The sequence below is a fragment of the Peribacillus glennii genome (assembly GCF_003429105.1).
In the GTDB taxonomy this organism is placed as follows: Bacteria; Bacillota; Bacilli; order Bacillales; family DSM-1321; genus Peribacillus; species Peribacillus glennii.
In genome coordinates, this window is the sequence record NZ_QVTD01000007.1 from 21,701 (window position 1) to 42,017 (window position 20,317).

The 20,317-nt window shown below is 38.3% G+C and carries 15 protein-coding genes and 1 pseudogene; all 16 read right to left on the reverse strand.

Going from position 1 to position 20,317, the window contains the following annotated elements; translation table 11 throughout:
- Window positions 1–268 precede the first annotated feature (268 nt).
- The gene (locus tag D0466_RS12455) at window positions 269–1,654 is read right to left on the reverse strand and encodes a VWA domain-containing protein (protein WP_117322912.1); all 1,386 of its coding nucleotides are present in this window, start codon (window positions 1,652–1,654) and stop codon (window positions 269–271) included.
- A 420-nt stretch (window positions 1,655–2,074) separates the two neighbouring features.
- Entirely contained in the window at window positions 2,075–2,698 is a 624-nt protein-coding gene (locus D0466_RS12460) for a nitroreductase family protein (protein WP_233522633.1), read from the reverse strand.
- A 161-nt stretch (window positions 2,699–2,859) separates the two neighbouring features.
- A complete protein-coding gene (locus D0466_RS12465) occupies window positions 2,860–4,311 on the reverse strand; it encodes an aldehyde dehydrogenase family protein (RefSeq protein ID WP_117322913.1) in 1,452 nt (483 codons plus the stop codon).
- A gap of 436 nt (window positions 4,312–4,747) precedes the next feature.
- Window positions 4,748–5,965 carry an NO-inducible flavohemoprotein gene (hmpA, locus tag D0466_RS12470; protein WP_117322914.1) on the reverse strand — a complete coding sequence of 406 codons (1,218 nt, stop codon included), beginning with the start codon at window positions 5,963–5,965 and terminating at the stop codon, window positions 4,748–4,750.
- A gap of 202 nt (window positions 5,966–6,167) precedes the next feature.
- Entirely contained in the window at window positions 6,168–6,719 is a 552-nt protein-coding gene (locus D0466_RS12475) for a DJ-1/PfpI family protein (protein ID WP_117322915.1), read from the reverse strand.
- A gap of 133 nt (window positions 6,720–6,852) precedes the next feature.
- Window positions 6,853–8,019 (reverse strand): iron-containing alcohol dehydrogenase, encoded by a 1,167-nt coding sequence (locus D0466_RS12480; protein WP_117322916.1) that lies wholly within the window; start codon window positions 8,017–8,019, stop codon window positions 6,853–6,855.
- Window positions 8,020–9,277: 1,258 nt separating this feature from the next.
- Window positions 9,278–10,129 carry an STAS domain-containing protein gene (locus D0466_RS12485; protein WP_117322917.1) on the reverse strand — a complete coding sequence of 284 codons (852 nt, stop codon included), beginning with the start codon at window positions 10,127–10,129 and terminating at the stop codon, window positions 9,278–9,280.
- 379 nt (window positions 10,130–10,508) lie between these two features.
- Entirely contained in the window at window positions 10,509–11,273 is a 765-nt protein-coding gene (locus tag D0466_RS12490; RefSeq protein ID WP_117322918.1) for an SDR family oxidoreductase, read from the reverse strand.
- Window positions 11,274–12,113: 840 nt separating this feature from the next.
- The gene (locus D0466_RS12495; protein WP_117322919.1) at window positions 12,114–12,821 is read right to left on the reverse strand and encodes a hypothetical protein; all 708 of its coding nucleotides are present in this window, start codon (window positions 12,819–12,821) and stop codon (window positions 12,114–12,116) included.
- 249 nt (window positions 12,822–13,070) lie between these two features.
- Window positions 13,071–14,168, reverse strand: a complete 1,098-nt coding sequence (locus tag D0466_RS12500; protein WP_117322920.1) for an L-dopachrome tautomerase-related protein — start codon at window positions 14,166–14,168, stop codon at window positions 13,071–13,073.
- Between the two features lie 786 nt (window positions 14,169–14,954).
- Complete coding sequence (locus D0466_RS12505) at window positions 14,955–15,506, reverse strand: DJ-1/PfpI family protein (RefSeq protein ID WP_101592857.1); 552 nt, start codon at window positions 15,504–15,506, stop codon at window positions 14,955–14,957.
- Between the two features lie 156 nt (window positions 15,507–15,662).
- Window positions 15,663–15,923, reverse strand: a complete 261-nt coding sequence (locus D0466_RS22935) for a hypothetical protein (RefSeq protein WP_233522634.1) — start codon at window positions 15,921–15,923, stop codon at window positions 15,663–15,665.
- 277 nt (window positions 15,924–16,200) lie between these two features.
- Window positions 16,201–17,096, reverse strand: a pseudogene (gene gnd, locus D0466_RS12515) (phosphogluconate dehydrogenase (NAD(+)-dependent, decarboxylating)).
- Between the two features lie 23 nt (window positions 17,097–17,119).
- Window positions 17,120–18,646, reverse strand: a complete 1,527-nt coding sequence (zwf, locus tag D0466_RS12520; RefSeq protein ID WP_117322921.1) for a glucose-6-phosphate dehydrogenase — start codon at window positions 18,644–18,646, stop codon at window positions 17,120–17,122.
- Between the two features lie 101 nt (window positions 18,647–18,747).
- Window positions 18,748–18,909 carry a hypothetical protein gene (locus D0466_RS22220; protein ID WP_158555899.1) on the reverse strand — a complete coding sequence of 54 codons (162 nt, stop codon included), beginning with the start codon at window positions 18,907–18,909 and terminating at the stop codon, window positions 18,748–18,750.
- A 521-nt stretch (window positions 18,910–19,430) separates the two neighbouring features.
- The gene (locus D0466_RS12525; RefSeq protein ID WP_117322922.1) at window positions 19,431–20,288 is read right to left on the reverse strand and encodes a YitT family protein; all 858 of its coding nucleotides are present in this window, start codon (window positions 20,286–20,288) and stop codon (window positions 19,431–19,433) included.
- Between the last annotated feature and the right edge of the window lie 29 nt (window positions 20,289–20,317).

Consider the following 20,317-nt stretch of genomic DNA (forward strand, 5'->3'; position numbering starts at 1 on the left):
TAACGACTAATCTCCCACTATTTCGCTAATTTCCAACTCCAGAGATGCGGATTTCCCTTCACTCTTATTGTTTTATAGGTTCTTTTATTGTTCTTTCCGGTAGGATTATAGCCATGACAGCAGGTAATCTAGCTAATATTACTCCCTGCATGCTTATTCTTACCAAACAATGAATTACCCTTGATTGGCAATGAGGTTTTTCGTATCTTTCCCTTGTTTCCGCCTCTCACGATCACTTTTCAGACCATTTCCTATCGTGATTCCATGGCTAATCCTGATATTTCTCCTTCATTTCTTCTTCTTTCTTTTTAATCGATTCTTTTAACGAATCTCCTTCAGTTTCAAGTGTCGTTTTCAGGTTCTCAAATTTATCTTCTAAATAAGTATTAAGTATTTCATACCGTTGATTAATCAGACTATCGACTTCCTCTCTTGTTTCATAGGTGATTTGTTCCTTTTGCTGCAGATAGTACGCAGCTTCCGTCAAACGGTTTTTTTCATCATACACTTTGTTGAAAAAAGCGTTTTTTGTGTCGTAAAGTGAATTTGATTTCCGGGATTGTTCATCCCAAACGTTATTCCAGTTTTCATTTCCCCAGTCCCACCATTCATTCCATAGGCGCTGGCGTTCTTCTTTCCATATTTGATTGAAGTCTTCTGCCGTATTTACGGTTTCAAACGTGCCGCCTCCTGCTTCTGCAACGGAACGCAGCTGTGTCTGGCCTTTAGTATCTACATCAAACCCAATGATGTTCACTACAGCTTTAATGTTAGAATCATGAAGTTCCCGGGCTGCTTTAACTGGGTTCGCATCACACGTTTCAATACCGTCACTGACAACATAGATAATATTTTGCCCATCATTGCCCGCCTTTTCAAAATCCTTTTTCGTCTCGGAAATCGCTTTAGCGATTGGCGTCCAGCCTGTTGGCTTGAACTTTCCCAAGGAGGCTTTGAAATCAGCCGAATCATATGGAGCAAGATCATATACAACTTCAGTTCTACCGCACGATAATTTCTTATCACTATCACTGTTGCTTCCTTTGTGCCCATATACTCTCAGCATTACATTAGAACCCTCCGGCATGGAAGCCACGAAGTCATCAATTGCCTTTTTGGCCAGCTCCATCTTCGATTTGCCGCCAACCTTTTGAGCCATGCTGCCGCTTGCGTCAAGAAGGATCGCAATATTGGCAGTCAAACCGAGCTCCCCATCATCACTGAGTGTAATGCCACCTGGCATATCTGTCAGCGCAGTTTCGATTTTCGGATTGAAGTCTTCAAGGAATGTATATTGCTCCTCGTAATTTTTCCCTTCGCGCATCAGCATTAAGAGGGAATTATAAACCTGAAAGCTGTCTTTTTCCTGGAAGTTCTTTTCATCAAGCTCTTTATGGATGATAGCTTGGTTATATTTATTTTCAGAGTAATTCCCAGGCTGTTCTTTAAGGATTTCCTCTACAGTTGTCGCTACTTCGGTTCCCTGCTTTTCTTCTGACGCTGCTTTCTCATTTTTGGCTTTCCCTGTTTCCTTGCTATCCGCTTTTCCTGCTACCTGTTGTTCCCCAGTATTGCAGGCCGTTAATGCAAATAACAACAGAGTCACAAGAAAAAAGGTTAACAATACTTTAATTTTTTTTGTTTTTTCGTTCATTACAGATAGGACCCCCCTAAACATTTTTATGGGTTGGTTCAGTTTGTCTTAAATTGGGATTATTTACAATATTCAACTAAACCTCTTTATTCCTATCACATTTGTCTTGTTCATTTCAATCCATAAAACAAATTCATCGAAAAATGGTAAATTAATCCTAAAATACATCAAAAAAAAAGTGTCATAAATAAGGCCATTATCACTTCTTTTCTCCATTTATATATATAAGGTTGTTCCCACGGTATCGATTAAACAAACGTTTGATTAAACATATTAGGAATTTTTTCAAAAAATAAAAAACCTTGGCATGGTTTCACCTTTAATAAAGCATCGACTGGCGTTTCTTCTTTAGTGGCGTGACGGTCGATGTCTTCAAATAAAAAAGGAGGACTAAATAGCCCTCCAGTGCATCCTGTATAGTTAATGGAATGTAGCGATTTTTTCTAAGTCAAAACGATGATGCGGATATCCTTCAGAATCTGCTTTACCAATGGGGAGAATGCCGGCAAATTTGACATGCCCGGGAAGATTCAGGAGCTCTCTTACTTTTTCCTGATCAAAGCCCAGCATAGGGTTGCTTGAATATCCATATCCTTGAACGGCAAGCATTAAGAACCCGAAAGCAATATTTGTTTGGGTTAATCCCCATTGAGCACGATCTTCCACCGTCATACCATTGAAAAATCCTGACAGATTGGCCACTTCTTCTTCCTTGCGCTCTGGAGGAAGTCCCGGATGTACAGTGTCAGCAATATTTGCAAGTACATCCTCCATATCACTTGTAACCACAACAACCGCGGGTGCTGAAGTCACTTGTTTTTGACCATAAGCTGCTTCTTCCAACTTTTCCTTTAGATCGTTATCTGTCACTACATGGAAACGCCATGGTTGAAGGTTCCATGCACTTGGGGATAAGCGGACCAACTCAAAAATCTTATTTAGGTCTTGCTGAGGAATAGGCTCCTGCTTATATTTGCGAATGCTATGGCGTGTTTCAATTGCTTGTTGTACCGGGAGAGATTGTTCTGTTGTGTTCATAGCCATGGTGATCATCCTTTCTAGAAAAAGTCTTAATTATGTTACCCTACCTACAAACACAATAACCTTTTGTCAGTCAAAATTTACACTATGTGTAGCATCGGCCATGTATTTTTACGGGGCATGTAATCTTCAATATATCAATCACACATGGAATCAGGGCTTTGTCAAAACGGATACTCTCTAGGATTTGTTTGGACAGATATCCATTTCGTTGTGGTAAATTCATGGAGTGCCCATTCGCCGCCATAACGGCCTAAACCGGAAGCTTTTTCTCCTCCAAACGCCACAATCGGTTCATCATTTACCCCTTGGTCATTCACATGAATCATTCCTGTGACGATTTGTTTTGCCACCTCTACACCATGTTCAATAGAGCCAGCATGAACCGCCCCGCTCAGTCCATATTCACTGTCGTTCGCTACTCGTATAGCCTCTATTTCATCCTCTACAACAATGACCCCTACAGCAGGCCCAAATATTTCTTCCTGTGCAATCGGCATGTCATTGGTGACGTTTGTGAGGATTGTAGGAGCAAACACATTCCCCTCAATTTCCCCCTTCAAGGCGTAACTGGCACCCATTTCTAAGCTTCTGTCGATTAATTCTTGAATCCGGCCAACTTGCTTGTTATTGATAAGAGGACCTACGACAACATCTTTATCCGCTGGGTTGCCATATTTAATTTGAGATGCTTTGTCCACAAGAACTCTTAAAAACTCTTCATATACGGGACGCTCCACAATAATACGGTTCAACGACATACATATTTGCCCCGCATTAAGGAACTTACCAAATGCAGCAGAACCAGCGGCTCTTTCTATATCTGCATCCTTAAGTACAATCATGGCATTATTTCCGCCTAGCTCCAAAGCCACGCGTTTAAGATGCCTTCCACACAATTCTCCTATATGTCTCCCCACAGGCGTAGATCCAGTAAAAGAAATAATTTGAGGAATTGGATGTTCAACAAAAGCGTCTTTGATTTCAGAGGAACTGCAAACCGTTATATTTAATAACCCTTTCGGAATACCCGCATCTTCAAATAATTTCCCCATGAACAGTCCGCCAGAAATCATCGTTTGCAAATCCGGCTTGATGACTACGCCATTTCCTGCCGCTAATGCAGGTGCAAGGGAGCGCATAGTTAGATGAAATGGAAAATTAAAGGGGCTAATGATTCCCACCACTCCAGCCGGGTTATGGTAAATTCGATTTTCCTTGCCTGGTACAACGGAAGGCATAATTTTCCCATGCATCCTAAGCGGAAACGTCGACGCTTCTTTCATGATGCCAATGGCCCCGTCAACTTCAATGTTTGCTTTCGTATGGGAAGCACCATTCTCAGCGATCAGAATTTTAACGATTTCTTCCCTGCGTTCTTTCACTAACTCAACAGCCTTTTCCATTATAGCTACCCTATCATAAGCATTGATCTCTTCCCATTCCTTCTGTGCCTCCCGGGCAGAACGATATGCTTCATCGATATCCTCAGTATTGGCTAAGCGAATCTGTACAAGGGTTTCTTCACTATAAGGATTTTTATCCTCATACACTCTTTCTCCGTTTCCCTCCCTCCATTCTCCTCCAATAAATTGCTTATTCCACTTTTCGTACATTTGGGATCATCCTTTCTTTTGCTCTTATCTTAAGTTTTTGGCCTGGGTGAATTTATAACCAATAAGAATGACTGCAACAAAAAATCGTTGCCGAAAACATTTGAGAAATACCATTGTTTCTATTTTGAACTGTTTTACAGTTTTTATTTTTATACTTCCTACCCTGAGACTGGGTGCTGTTGAAGTCCTGATTGATTATTGCTTTAAAGCAAAAAAATACACCAACAATTGTTAATGCGTCTAACAATTAAGGGTGCAGTGGTGAACATAGTAGGGTTTGTTGCGAATTCTATTTTTGTTGCGAACATTTAGGTGCTTGTTGCGAAATATCCGTTTTCGTTACCGATATCTGGGATTTTGTTCCGTATTTATATTGATTCACATTCCTCCAGTTTTACTCATGTTCATTTCAAATTTTTAAGCTGTCCAAAAAATATTATTCCTCCCCGAGTATTGCAACCGGACGAAAAACCTCGTAATGCATATTTCCTTTCGGAACGTTCCATTCATTTAACGCCTTAATCATCGCTTCCATAAAAGGAATGGAACCGCAGAAATAAAATTGGACTTCTTTTGTCGGGATGATAGATTGCAGAAAGTCCAAATCAATATATCCTTCCTTATCATAATTTTTCGCTTTTTTATCCTCTTCGGTTGGTGAAGTGTAACAAATATATGATTTTACATTTGCCTTGCTGTTTAATTGCATCACATGTTCTTTAAATGGATGTGTTTGGCTGTTGCTTGTTGCATGAATGAAGATAACTTGCCTAGGGTCTTTTTCTTCGACAATAGAATTTAGCATGCTTAATAAAGGCGTAATTCCAATTCCCCCGCTAATCAGAACAATTGGCAAATTATCATCGGTGAGAATAAAATCACCGGCAGGTGCTGAAAACTCAAGTGTATCACCAGATTGGATATGATGATGCAGAAAGTTTGATACGATCCCATCTGGCGCACCGTCATGCTCATCTTCACGCTTAATACTAATTCGGTAGTAATCTTTATCAGGTGCTTCTGATAGGCTGTAATGGCGAATATGCGTATATTTTTCTCCTGGTATTTTCGTCTTAATTGTTAGATATTGTCCAGCTTTATATGAAGCGATTGCTTCTCCGTCTTTAGGTTTTAAATAAAATGAAATGACCTCTTCACTTTCTTTTTCTTTCCTATCAACATAAAAAGTCCGATAGCCTTCCCAGCCTCCTGGTTGTTGTTTTGTTTCTTCATAAAGTTTCTTTTCAAGACTAATAAAAGCATCTGATATATAACCATATGCTTTACCCCACGCTTCAATTATTTCATCAGTGGCAGCATCTCCAAGGACATCTTTCACTGCCTGCAGTAACGTCTCACCTACAATTGGATATTGTTCGGCTTTAATTCCGATAGCACGATGCTTTTGAGAAATCCGTTCAATAACAGATTTCAGGGCATCCAGATTTGTAATATGTTCTCCGGCTGCATAAACGGCATATCCTAAGGCTTCCTGCTGAAGACCCCTTTTTTGATTCGTTTGATTGAAGATGTTCAATAAGTCAGGAACTTTTTCGAATAATAATTGATAAAACCTTTTCCCTATTTCTTTACTGTGCTCTTTTAGCACAGGAGCTGTAGATTGTACGATATGGATTGTTTTTTCATCAAGCATGTAATGGACCTCCGTGTTTTATCAGTTAACTATTGTCGTTGTCGTTACTAACATGCCCAACTTCATACCAATAAAAAACAATTCTTGTTATTTTCGGCAATAAAATAAGCAGCTGCCTTCCATTTGGAAGTGTAGCTGCCTATAAGTAAAGATGTTATTCCCTTTTGCTCAAAACGTAAAAACTTGATATGTCACAAAGAGTCTACTTTAGTAAGGTGATAAACTCCCTCATGAATGTTGGTAAATCTGGCCATGCCTGACCTGAAACAAGATTTTGATGAGTATGCACGTTCTTGTTGATATACGTAGCCCCACAAGCTTTTACATCCGGCTCGACAGAAGGATAAGCTGTATATTCTCGGCCTTTCATCAAATCTGGAATTACGGTCAACAGCTGTGCCGCATGGCAAATCGCTCCAACCGGCTTATTCGCTTCAAAGAAATGGCCCACAATCCTTGGCACTTCATCAAACATTCGGATGTATTCTGGCGCACGTCCTCCCGGGATGATCAATCCGTCATATTCTTCAGGGTTGACATCCTTGAATGCAACATGTGATTCGAGGCGATACGCAGGTTTTTCCTCAAATGTCTCCATTCCCTCTATAAAATCATGACTTACGGTGCGCAGCTTTTTAACAGAAGGGGAGGCGATGGTAACATCATAACCTTCTTCGAGACAGCGATAGTAGGGATAAAATACCTCAAGTGCCTCTACCGCATCACCCGTAACAATTAATACTTTTTCACTCATGAACATACCTCACATTCATCATTTATAAGACTAGAATGACCAGTAATAAAAACATTTATCCTGATTTTCGCGTCCCCTTATAAAAGAGTATCAATCATCACAAACGAAATATTACAAACTCTTCAGGTTCTCATTAGAAGTTGATTTGATCTCCGTTATAAGCCGCAATGTAGATTTTTTTCATATCCTCCACTGATACTTGTCTAGGATTTGATGGAGTACACGGGTCTTCAACAGCTCCCTCGGCCATCTGGTCCAGGTGTTTATGAAATTCTGCCTCATCCACACCAAATTCCTTTAAAGTGAGCGGAAGATTTAAAGATTTGTTTAAGCGGCGTATCAGTTCTGTTAGTGAATCAATTAATTCATCGTCTGTGCTACCATCCAAACCAAGCATCCTTGCGATGTCAGCATACCTTGAACTTTCAGACTTTCTATTATAATCAATCACATACGGGAGATAGAGTGCATTAGCTGTTCCATGCGGAATTTTAAAAATCGCCCCACTCTTATGGGACAGGCTGTGGACAATTCCTAGGAATCCATTTGAAAAGGCCATGCCTGCAATGGCTTGTGCGTAATGCATTTCTGCTCTTGCAGCTTTATCACCGGATGCGGATTTTTCTATATTTTCTACCACCTGCCTGATCGACTGCATTGCCAACGGATCAGTAAAAGAGTTATGCGCAGTGGACACATAAGCTTCTATACCGTGTGTTAAGGCATCCATTCCCGTATAAGCTACAATGGAAACCGGCATGGAATACGTCAACTCAGGATCAATAATTGCAATATCAGGCGTGATCTCATACCCGAATACCGGATACTTAACTCCCTTATCATAGTCTGTAATAACAGAGAATGGTGATACATCGCTGCCTGTTCCACTAGTTGTTGAAATCGCGATGAAACGCGCCTTCTTACGCAATGTCGGCAGAACGTTGGGAGCCTTGATCTGATCAAATGGCAGCTCAGGGTTTTCATAAAAAATCCACATTAGCTTTGCCGCATCAAGTGGCGATCCACCACCAGCGGCAATGATCCAATCCGGCTGGAATTCTTCCATCTTCTTGCCCCCGTTTTGGGCGGTTGTTATTGATGGATCGTTTTCAACGCCTTCAATTATTTGGGTTTCTATGCCAGCCTCACGCAAATGGGATTCGATTTTATCCAAATAACCGGACTTTTTAATGGATTGACCTCCAATAACGATGGTCGCTTTTTTCCCTTCAAGGCTTTTCAATACTTCCAGGGACCCTTCCCCAAAGTAAACATCTCTCGGAATAGTAAAACGGTACATATGTGCTCTCTCCTATTCTTTAGTAATCGGAACTGTAACAGTTTTCCCCTATAGTTATGTCAAAAAAACAAAAATCAACGAATTGTAAAACTTAAGGTCATCCCTAACTAATTTCTGAACAGACTAAGTCTCACGCTCATGTTACATATAACTAAACTGCCCGTTTTTTGATTATTTCTTGCCGCTACACGCTACCAAGTTGGTTGGTTGCTCCGCTGCGAATGAGATGGGAGGAAAGGTGTTCCAGCGAAATCATTACTTTTTTCTTAACCAGAACATTAAACAATCTCAGGCAATAAAAGAGGGAAACCAGCACTCCCCCAAATGGAGTATAATTCCAAAAAACAAAGGAAAACAGAACCCTGGCACAGAGGTTAGTATAATACCTACTTTAAAATGTGAATAGTACGCACTTTTTTTATATACCAATTGCTGTTGTGATGTTTTTCAAATTTTCCTACTAAAAAAGACCCCCGTCAGTTAACGAGGATCTGTAAGTTTGAACTGGTTTTTTGATAATAGCGATTCAAATATACATTTTTATAGGTGCTTCCTATTTTTCTGAAACAACTAGCTATATGTTCATTCTTCCTGTCTACCGAGTCTTTTTAGGTACAAAAAACGACCACAAGTCTTGACTGATTTATAGTCTTCTTCTTCTGGACGTATATTTTCATAGACGCAGTTTTATTGTCTTATTCATATCAATTGATAGTGTAAAATCATACAAAAATAATCCTAAAATGAAGTAAAAAAATTATTCAAAATAAGGCCCTTTGAACTTCCCTTCTCTTCTTGGTTCATTTGAGTGGCACTTATTGTTTTATTAATCAATCATTTGATTAAATAATAAAATCCTTGTTAAATAGGCATTTCCCTCTTAATCAATCGTTTAATTAAAAACCGTGTTTCCTAGACAGTCCAACATTTAATCAATCGTTGACCAAAATTAATAACAAATTGTGCCAAAATCTATTTTCTGAATAAATTAACAAATAACCTCTGGCATGAAACTGGTTTCATACTTTATCCTATAAAGGTGAACCGGCTGGCGTTACACCTTTGGTGGCGTTACGGCCGGTTTTTTTTATAAAAAACAAACATTAAGTTTAACAAAAAAACCCCAACATTGAAAAAGGATGAACTTATGAAACTAATAATTTAGGTGGCTGAACGAAGCTAGAATCTGTTTGTTGAGTTTTGATGGAATACCCCCTCCCCTTTTCCATAAAAAAAGAGGACTAAATAGTCCTCCAATTCATCTCATATGGTTAACCCCGGTAATGGCCAATGCCTGTTTTAACGAACTGAATGTACGAATTCCGCTCCAGTCCAGCCCTAGTTGAATGGAAGTCTGTGCTACTTCAGGCCGGATTCCGGACACATTTGTCTTCATACCGAGTAAATCAAGTATTTTTATTAAATTAAACATTTCATTTGCAACCATCGTGTCCACTATCGAGACACCCGACACATCAATAAAGAGCTGATTTATGCCAAGTTCTGAACATTTTTGCGGCACTATTTCCAATAAAGACCTTGCACGGGTTGTATCGATATCCCCCACAATAGGCAACACAGCTACCCCTTCCGAAATAGGGATAACAGGCGTGCTTAATTCCAAAATTAGAGATTGTTGGGCAGTTAATCTACTGTTAGACAGCTGATAATATCTTTCAGAAAAATGATAAAGCAGCCGGTCAAAACCAGCATTGAATACATTACTCCATTTCAGTATATTTTGCGTCGTCACCATATCCTCATTCTTATTTACGAAGGTTTCAACGTATTCCCAAATCGTTTCTCGTGTTTTACTTAAAGCTTCCAACACATCATGGATTGGGGTATTGTTTTCAATTCTGCTTTGCGCCACAGTATCCGCCCATATTAATTGCTGCTCATGGAATGTACTTTCTTCTTCTAAAAATGCATACGCTATAGTCTTTATGGTCAAAGCATGTTGTTCCCTTAAAATCTTATCAATTTTTGGATTCGGATTATTCGAATAAAACTCGCCGGAAAAATTGCTTTTCTCATTAAACCATTTCTGCGTAATAGTACTTGAGTTCTCAATAATATATTCATAAAGCTGTTGATTGATCGAAGTCAAATTATACCCCTCTTTCGCATTGACGAAACTTTACATCTATCATTATAAAGATTTTTAATGGTGAACGGTATTTTTAAGGAAAAAAACGCCGGCGAAAAAATAAAAAAATTTATGCCGGCTAGCCAACCTTAAAAGGAGAAATCGGCTATTAAAGCGAAAACATAGACATTTCTGTTTCACTCAATTACATTTTTAAATGTTCCAGCAGGGGTCTTTATCGTCTTATTCAAAGCTGTAATTTTGAAAGTGTGGTTTTTAGGGGTGGGTTTCCACGACTGGCCAACAAATAAGGGGTATTAAGATGAATCGTACTATCTCTTAAATTGGATGAGGTTAACAACCCGCTTTATAAGTTACGTTAAAACTTCCAGTTTTTTTGTTAGTAAAACCTCCTATTTTGGAGAAATTGTTCAAATGTCACTTTTCCTGTTTTTCGTGTACCATTGGTGTTTCTGCCCGCAACATACGCTTTTGAAAGTTTACCTGGTAAAGGCAGGCTTATCACTTTATTCTTTTCCTTATTTACTTTGATTTGAAGCTCTGCCATCTCCCCTAATGTCATTATTTCCGGTCCGCCAAAATCATCAATCCTTCCTTGAGGACCAACATTTATTAAACCAATTAAATGCTGTGCAAATTCACCTGTATCCACACTTTGAAATTTAAAATCTCCCGGAATAAAATACCTTTTCAATAATGGTTTGGATAAAAACATTTTTTGAACAAAGCTGTGGAATTGTGTTGCACGTACAATGGTATAAGGAATCAAACTATTCTTCAGCACTCCTTCTGCCTCGTACTTATGCCTATAATATTTGAACGGTATATTTTCAATGCCAACAATTGATGGATAAATAAAATGTTTTATATGTTGCAGCTGACTTAAAAACTTTTCAAGGCCGGTTACATCGATGGATTTAGAATTTTTCATCGGGCTTGTTGCAGCATGAATAATAACATCAATATCTTTAGCTGCTTCTTCCAAACCTTCCCCGGTTAAAATATCACTGTGAACCCAATTGAAATGATTTGCGTTGTCAGGTTTTCCTCTTGAAGTGATTCTGACATTACAATCAGAATGAATGAATTGATCCAGCAAAGCCAAACCTAGTTGTCCTGTTGAACCTGTCACCAATATATTCAACTTAATCCCTCCCCATTTAATGCTACATGAATCAAAATTTTTCTATTGTTAATATAGTTCACCCTATAGCAATAAATATGGTCAAATGGAATTATTATGAAAAAATCTGGTTGTATTCACCTCCTTGTTATACCAGGCTTTCACCCCTGTAGTCACTATTCCCAAAAACATGCTGCATATTATTCTGAAGGGCATTTCTTCAAATTATCGACTGTAATTTTATATGGCATGTAACAACTGCCTATGTCCATTAAAATATCATACAAACAGAAAAAAAAGCTTTCCAAAAGTGCCGTGAACTCTTGAAAGGCTTTGTTATGGTATCTATTTAGATGGTAATAGTATTTTATTATTTCAACGAAGGAAGAGTTTGATGTATTTTAATCGGTGCGAGTTGTATATTCTATAATCTTTATTATTTAGAAAACAAATTGTTGTCGATTTCAACTCAGACTTTGTAGATATTTCTCGGGAAATTGTTGAAATTTGAAAAATGATGATTCATATAATAAAACAAAGGAAATTCTGTTTTTGATCTGATTGCCTGAGGCTTAAATTTTCATTATACCAAATTACCCGACTCAATTTGATTTATCTTGTTGCGGCATGTCCAAATCGCGTAAATTATAATTGCTTCAATGTGGGATTGGATACAGATAGGCCAATCTTCAGTTTTTTAAATTATTTTGGCTTCGCTCTATGTTTTGCCCTTAGAAAGAAGAAACTCGATGCATTCGGACATACTTCATGTATATATTTCTATCATATCGCCCAGCGATGCCAAATCGCAATTTGCTTCCGCAGGTTTTTAAACAGTTAACAAAAAACTTAACGGGCCCCTTACTTTCTAAATATGGAGAGAAGCCCGCCCCAATACACCCTGCGTTTTTGTATCGTTTCTTCTAAGCGTCTATTAAAATCATTTTGCGAACTCCATTCTTTTTTCTGTTCGTCCCGCATATTTTGTATCTCTTTTTGCAAGAGTTCACTTTTCTGTTTTTCTTGTTGCAGCAATGTTTCGTAATAATTTTTATGTTGTTCAGCCAATTTTTCAATTTTAGCATTGGTTCTTTGTGAAGAATTCCCAATACTGGAGCTTATAATATGATGGTCTTGATGGAGCCGGGAAACCTTTGTTTTAAGCTGTGACATATCGTTTGTCAGTTGGATATTCATTTCACGTGCGGCTGCGAGTTCATTTACCAAAAACCTTAAAACCTCTTTTAATTGATTTGGATCCTGGAGTGAATTTTCGTATGTATCGGTTACCGCTATATCTGTTCCATTATATTCTTCTAACCTTTCTTTTTGTTCATTTACAAGATCTTTTGCTGTATCATCCAGAGGCTTGTCCGTATCGCGTAATGCTATGAGCGCTCTAATGTCAGATTGAACAAAGATACGCCGTTCGCCATCTTTCAAAAACTCATATCCATTCCGTTCCAATATTTGGCCATACTTTCGAACCGTAGGAGTTGCAATTCCTACTTCTTCTGCCACCTCCTTGGAAGAGAAAGCTCGTTCATTCGGTTGTATATCGTGTCGCATATCGCACCTCCTGCCATTCAATATGAAGGGTTCTATATATATTTTCAAGAGTCATATCGCCCATATCCAGCCTAGCTCGGCCCAACTCGGTAGTACTACAGTGCCGTTTGGGACATACAGGAATTACACAAAACGTGATTTGACAACCAGTATTAAAAAATCAAAAAAGGCCTCCCACAGTTCAGTAAACTGATGAAGGACCTTCTGAAAGAAGAAAGTTTTTCGCTTCATAACCTGACTTTTATTTTATTATAAAAAGGTAGGAGCAGGTAATTCACCAATTTTAATACGAAGTAAACTATATGGTTTTTCTCGTAAATCTTTTCCATAATGAAATCTGGCCTGCCTGTGTAATTGGTTCACAATCACGTATAAGTATTGATCCGGGCCAATCGAAAATGTATCCGGCCATAAAATTGTTGGATCATGGGCAATGGTTTCCATTGTTCCATCCGGCAATATCCTTCGAATGCTGTTATTTTCATAGTCACCAGCATAAACAATTCCTTTTGCATCGGTGAACATTCCATCAGATGCACCTTTTTCTCCCCAATACTCCACATGATAAATTAAATCTCTGTCCGGTATAGTACGGTCTCTTAGGACTTCTGTTGAAATCGAGAAAAGATGACGGCTGGTTAGTGGACAAAAAAATAAAACCTTGCCATCGGGAGAAATCGCTATTCCATCAGACGCCAATCTAAATGGGGAAGTGGAGCCGTCTATGTTTCTATTCATCAAAACTTTACCTTCTACCTTCGGTAAAAAATAGGGATCGGGTGAAGTTGATTTTGCACCATCTAACCGCCTAAACGCGTTTCCATTTTCTAATTCTACAACGATAATCGCTCCAGGTCCTCTAGATGAAGAATCCGTAATATATGCATACCCTGCTTTTCCAACACGAAAATCAAAGCGGACATCATTCAAATAAGTTGTTGGCAGGACAACATCCTCTGAAAAGGTATAAACTTTTCTGATTTTATTGGTTTCTAAATCAATTGCGACTAATTTTGCCCCACCTATAATAGGTTCTGAAAAATTTGGTGCGGCAGTATCTAATACCCAAAGTGTCCCCCTTCCATCCGCAACCACACTTTGGACACTTATAAAAGACTGTGCAATATTCTCGGGACTTACTAAATTGGTTTCTAAACTGGGATAAGGCTGCAATTTACCGTTATCAATTTCCGCCACCGTATATTTGACATCATCTCCCCATTTCGGAAAGCAAACGAAAATACGCCCTGTTTCTGAAACAGTAACCCCTGTAGGCATAGCACCATAAAATGCATAAACTTGCTCTAACTTACCGAAATATTTTTCAACAGGTAATATAGGTTTCATAATTTCCTCCTCAACATTCGAATGGGATATTACCTATATATGATTAAAAATCATTTCTTGATCATTACCGTAAAATCAAAACGAATCGTAATTAACCTGCCAAATGAGAACACAGCCATCTATAATCAAATTTTGTGGATTATTTACATATAATAAAAATCCTTTCGCGATAAAGGCCGATGCAACGATTGAGCATACAGATATAAACACAACTATTAACATTTATGCTAATATGACCGCTAATATGAAAAAAAGGTCTCCCACCAGTTCAGTAAACTGATGAAAGACCTTCTCTTGAAGAGGGATTTTTGTGAAGAAAGTGAGCTTTTTCGCTTGCTCTGCAGCAAAATATGGAGCACCATTTACATTATTCCACTTGAAAACCCTTATTTATCATGGCTTTATGATGTTTATTACATCATGCCGCCCGTCAGATGAGAGTGTGTAATATCTTGAACGCTGTGTTTCAAAAGTGCGGTATATCAAGGTTTTAAATAATCTGAGGTGTAACATCCTCAACTATTACACGGCTTTGATGGTGGTGGGAGATGATTACATGCTGGGTTTCCCTATTCTTCTTCCTCTTTGATCCTTCCACTCCGATTTCTCGAATGACTTTAACCCCACCTTTTAATCGGGGTACTTTCTTTCATACCATGCTTCTTAGCAAAATATATCCCAATTTCCCCTTAATTTAAATTCATCATTAAATTTAGCCATAATAATACACCCCAAAAGTAGTTTTCACTCTAACTTTTGGGGTGCAGTACTTGAATAGGTTTACAATTACTTCAGCATGTTAATAAATTCCCTCATGAATGTTGGTAAATCCGGCCATGCCTGACCTGACACAAGATTTTGGTGAGTATGCACGTTTTTATTTATATACGTAGCTCCGCAGGCTCTTACATCAGGCTCAACAGAAGGATAAGCTGTATACTCCCGGCCTTTCATTAAGTCTGGAATGACAGTCAACAGCTGTGCCGCATGGCAAATCGCCCCAACTGGCTTATTGGCTTCAAAGAAATGGCTGACAATCTTTGGCACTTCATCAAACATGCGAATGTATTCTGGCGCACGTCCTCCCGGAATGATCAATCCGTCATACTGCTCCGGATTAACATCTTTGAAAGCTACATGTGATTCAAGGTTGTATGCTGGTTTTTCCTCAAATGTCTCCATTCCCTCTATAAAATCATGGCTAACTGTGCGCAACTTTTTAACAGAAGGAGAAGCAATGGATACATCGAATCCTTCTTCGAGACAACGATAATAAGGATAAAAAACTTCAAGTGCCTCAACAGCATCTCCAGTAACAATCAATATTTTCTTACTCATAAAAATACCTCTCATTCAACTTTTTATTAGAAATATTAGTGTTTACATACACATATGCTTCAATACCATGTGTCAAGGCATCCATACCCGTATAAGCTACAATCGAAGCCGGCCTGACGCAAGTAGGATTCGATTTTATCCAGATAACAGGATTTTTTAATGGGTTGGACTGAGTTTTAGTAACTTGTCCAAAAACCTTAGGGTTCCTAATACTATTTGGATGTCTTCCTCTGTTTGAACGTTTTCCATTTTCTTCTGTTGAATCAGATCATTTATAACTTGGTTAAACGCATTGGTTTTGATGAGCCATTCCCCAACCAGCTCCTTTGTTGCATCTCTCTCAAACTTGTTTTTCACAGCAAATAAGCTTTCCGTCTTTGTTTCCCTTAGTCTCATGCAACTCATATCAGCATTCATACGGATACGAAAATAATTCTTTCTACGGTCATAATATTTTTCTTCCTTTAAAAGAAAATACTCTACCCCTATTGTAATTTCGTAAAATGGGGCTATCTCTGTAGGATAATAAGTTTTTTAACCTCCACATTTTTCACAAAGTCTAAATAGGTTTCCATACCGTATTTGGTATTTATTATTTTTGCATCCAATACATTCATATTTTTCACTCCCTTTTACACCTTGCGGATTGAGTTCATATTTACAGCTTGTTTACTAAAATCTATCCCATATGAACCTAAATGCTTTTTTCGACCGCGTGTCCGCCAAACTCATTTCGCAGTGCAGCAACCACTTTCCCGGTAAACGTGTCAGTATCTAAAGAACGGTAACGCATTAAAAGAGACATGGCGATGACAGGTGTGGATGCTTGCAGATCCAGAGCTGTTTCCACAGTCCACTTCCCTTCGCATGAAGAATGCATGATTCCTTTGATTTGGTCGAGGTTTGCATCTTTTGAAAAAGCACGCTCTGTCAAGTCCATCAACCACGAACGAATGACTGAACCGTTATTCCAAACCCTTGCCACTTTTTCATAATCAAAATCAAAATCACTCTTTTCCAGTACTTCAAACCCCTCACCTATCGCAGCCATCATTCCATACTCTATTCCATTGTGAACCATTTAAAAAAAATGACAGCTTCCTGCCAGACCAGCATATAAATAACCATTAGCCACCGCGGTATCGCGAAATATGGGTTCAAAGATATCCCGTGCGTCTTTATCTCCTCCAACCATGTAGCAAGCTCCGTTGCGTGCGCCTTCCATTCCCCCGGACGTACCGACATCCATAAAGTGGATACCTGATTCCTTCAGATGCCCGTAGCGGCGAATGGATTCTTTATAATGAGAATTACCTGCCTCAATCACGATGTCCCCTTTACTCAAGTGAGGTGTTTTTCATTTATAACGGAATCAACCACAGCGTGCGGAACCATAATCCAGATAATTCTGGGTACCTCTAAGTTTTCAGTAAGTTCCTTAACACTCGATGTTCCTTTAGCAACATATTTACTGATTTCTTCCACTGCATTTACATCTAAATCGAAGGCAGCAACTTCATAATTGTGGTCAATTAGATTTTTTCCTAAGTTAAACCCCCTTTTCCCTAACCCGATTAATCCAACTTTCATCTTTTTATCCTCCCTATTGATTACTACTGCCAACCTATTTTTAATCCCTTTACTAATTTATCGTTTGAAATCAGTCCATCCTTGGATTCTTGTGACTCCCACCAATTAAATCCATCCCTTTGTAATAGCTCATCTGAAGCATCCGGTCCCATCGAACCAGACCGATATGAATGTAATGGCACAGTGTTTGACTCAAACGCTTCTAACACTGGTTGCACCCATTTCCACGATAATTCGACTTCATTCCAGTGTGCAAAGAATGTTGGATCGCCCCGTAATGCGTCAAGAATTAATAATTCGTAAGCTTCAGGTATGTCTCTTTCCCCAATAGAAAAATCAACCGAAATCGGCTCGATCTTCCCGTTTTTCCTAGGATTTTTACTATTCAACTGCAGCGACACCCCTTCAGTGGGATTAATATTGACAATTAATAAATTAGGTTCAGCTTGTTGGCTAGATTTATACAGATCCTTCACTGGATTTTTGAACTCAATGACGATACGTGTTGATTTCTCCTTCATTCTCTTTCCCGTGCGGATATAGAAAGGTACCCCTCTCCAAAAATCATTATCGATCCACAAACGTACTGCAACAAAGGTATCGTTTGCTGAGAAAGGCGCTACTCCTGATTCTTCTCTATATCCAACAACCGGCTTATTATTTATGTCACCTACAGCATATTGGCCTCGAACCACTTGAGAAATTACATCCTCGTTCTGTAGATGTCGCAGTGATTCCAATACCTTTCTCTTCTCATTCCGGATATCTGCCGCACTCATCGACTTTGGCAAATGCATGGCTGTCATCATCAACATTTGCAGCATATGATTTTGGAACATATCTCGAATCGCTCCGGCTTGATCATAATAGCCCGCTCTTTCTTCTACTCCAACCGTTTCACTAGCCGTTATTTGTACGTTGGCAATATGCTTATTATTCCACAAGGCTTGAAGCACAGGATTCGCGAAAGATAAGGCTTCGAGGTTTTGCACCATCGGTTTCCCAAGATAATGGTCTATTCGATAGATTTCTTCTTCTTTAAAAGATTTGCTTAGCTTCTCATTTAAATCTTGGGCAGAGATCAAATCATGTCCAAACGGCTTTTCGATAATCAGGCGTTTCCATCCCTTCGTAGTGCCTAAACCGCTCTCTTTGATATTAGCAGCAATCTCATCGAAAAACTCGGGAGCAACGGACAGATAGAACAACCGATTTTCTGGAATATTTAAATCCCGTTCACGCCTTTGAATAATATCAAGCAGTTTTTTGTATCCCTGCACATTTGTTACATCCAATTTGCTATAGCGAAACGCGTCGATAAATTTATTTAATATAGCTTCATTCTCGGTAAAACGTCTAGAAAAAATCCGTAATGAATTTTCTACATTGTTTTGAAATGTTTCATCCGATAGCTCTCTCCTGCCTAAACCAATAATCGAAAATGAAGGGGGCAGTTTTTGATCTAAAAACAAATTAAAAAGTGCCGGATATATTTTTCTTTTGGCTAAATCGCCAGTTGCTCCAAACAAAACAAAAGTCATAGAATCCATTTTCCAATCCTCCAGTAATTCTTATTAACAAATATAGGTACCCGTGCATACTCAAATTGTGGTTTTCGGCCTAAATATACAAATCTATTTTTATGCTATATCTACTTTATAGACTTGATTTTTTCTTCCAGCTTGAACATTAAAAATGAATTCCCGTAAATGGTCATGACCACATTTAGGACATTTTTTATCTGTAGTAATAGATAAACATCTTTCGCAAACTTTTCGGTGCTTTGCTTTTGACCTAACCATAGTCGTTTCATTCCTTTCCTCTTAATTGATCTATTTTGAATAAAGCTATATTTTTTACCCGCCAAATCTTTTGGAATGTGTGAGTAAGAAAGATGAAAATATCTTCATTCTTCCTACTAAAAAAAATTGTTATGTGTACTTATTCCTTACGATCTCTTACTTTAAATAAGGTTTGCTCACGGCATAGATGTTAGTATAATACCTACAATAAAATATTCATAGTACGCACTTTTTTAATATATAGTATATAAAAATATATATAGTATACTTTTATATACCGTTGCTTTTGTTCGTTTTAAATAAGATTACATAAAACAAAAAGATCCCCGTCAGTTTTACGAGGATCTTTAAAACTTTTTTAGATAATAGTGTTGAAAAAAATTACCGAGCATAAACGGTTCTTGGAGATGTTTTTGCTTATCACTGCGTCATCGGCCCTGCAGTTTTCTGTAGGTGTAATTACAAAAATCGGTATAATTTACCTACCATCAAATAGTATCCACCTCAAAAAATTATATCAGGTCAAGCAATATTAGGATTTTTCGGAAGGATTTGCATTAGATAATATAAGCGACCTATCTATACCAGATGTTTCACAAACATAGGAAGCCTCCATAATAGCTAATGGATCTTTTGCTAAAACAACACTTTTTAATTTAGAAAAAACGAATCTGTCGGTAATACAATATATAATCTTCTTTCTTTGACTTAAAAACCCGCCTTCCCCATACAAATATGTGATGCTGATGTTTAGATTTTTGATAATACTATCTCCTACTTCATCAGGTTTTTCTGAAATAATCATTACAGCTTTCCCGTGATTAAATCCATCTAAAACATAATTAATCATTTTCGTCACAATATAAAAAACGGCTAGAGAGAACATTGCCTGTTCTAACGAATAGACAAAGGCCGTAACCGTAAAGATGGCAGAATTCACTACTAACAAAAATGAAGCAATTGGGAATCGATAGTTTTGGTTAAACCAAATTGCAAGCATTTCCGTGCCGTCTATTGCACCTCCAAATTTTACAACGATCCCGATCCCGACACCTAAGACTACTCCTCCATATAAGACAATTAATACATCTGACTGTGTAATAGGCGGGATTGATTTAAATAGTACTAAACCAACGGTGGTAATGATATTTGCATACAGAGTTCTAATTACAAAGGTTTGCCCAACTTCTTTGGATGTAAAGATTAAGATAGGAATGTTTAATCCCAATAACACAACATAAATTGGAATTCCCCATATTGCATTCGCCATAATCGATAACGCTGTAACACCACCATCTACTAGCCCGTTTGGTGCTAACATCGTTTCTATTCCTATAGCAACCATTGCCGACCCGAAAGTTATAAACAAATATTCAACAAATTTATCCATGATCACACCCGAAATGTCTATTGTTTTTA

Coding starts and splice junctions, on each gene's coding strand:
- D0466_RS12455 (WP_117322912.1), bottom strand. CDS start 1,654: ATGAACGAAAAAACAAAAAAAATTAAAGTATTGTTAACCTTTTTTCTT.
- D0466_RS12460 (WP_233522633.1), bottom strand. CDS start 2,698: ATGGCTATGAACACAACAGAACAATCTCTCCCGGTACAACAAGCAATT.
- D0466_RS12465 (WP_117322913.1), bottom strand. CDS start 4,311: ATGTACGAAAAGTGGAATAAGCAATTTATTGGAGGAGAATGGAGGGAG.
- hmpA (WP_117322914.1), bottom strand. CDS start 5,965: ATGCTTGATGAAAAAACAATCCATATCGTACAATCTACAGCTCCTGTG.
- D0466_RS12475 (WP_117322915.1), bottom strand. CDS start 6,719: ATGAGTGAAAAAGTATTAATTGTTACGGGTGATGCGGTAGAGGCACTT.
- D0466_RS12480 (WP_117322916.1), bottom strand. CDS start 8,019: ATGTACCGTTTTACTATTCCGAGAGATGTTTACTTTGGGGAAGGGTCC.
- D0466_RS12495 (WP_117322919.1), bottom strand. CDS start 12,821: ATGCGACACGATATACAACCGAATGAACGAGCTTTCTCTTCCAAGGAG.
- D0466_RS12500 (WP_117322920.1), bottom strand. CDS start 14,168: ATGAAACCTATATTACCTGTTGAAAAATATTTCGGTAAGTTAGAGCAA.
- D0466_RS12505 (WP_101592857.1), bottom strand. CDS start 15,506: ATGAGTAAGAAAATATTGATTGTTACTGGAGATGCTGTTGAGGCACTT.
- D0466_RS22935 (WP_233522634.1), bottom strand. CDS start 15,923: ATGAATGCTGATATGAGTTGCATGAGACTAAGGGAAACAAAGACGGAA.
- zwf (WP_117322921.1), bottom strand. CDS start 18,646: ATGGATTCTATGACTTTTGTTTTGTTTGGAGCAACTGGCGATTTAGCC.
- D0466_RS22220 (WP_158555899.1), bottom strand. CDS start 18,909: ATGAAACGACTATGGTTAGGTCAAAAGCAAAGCACCGAAAAGTTTGCG.
- D0466_RS12525 (WP_117322922.1), bottom strand. CDS start 20,288: ATGGATAAATTTGTTGAATATTTGTTTATAACTTTCGGGTCGGCAATG.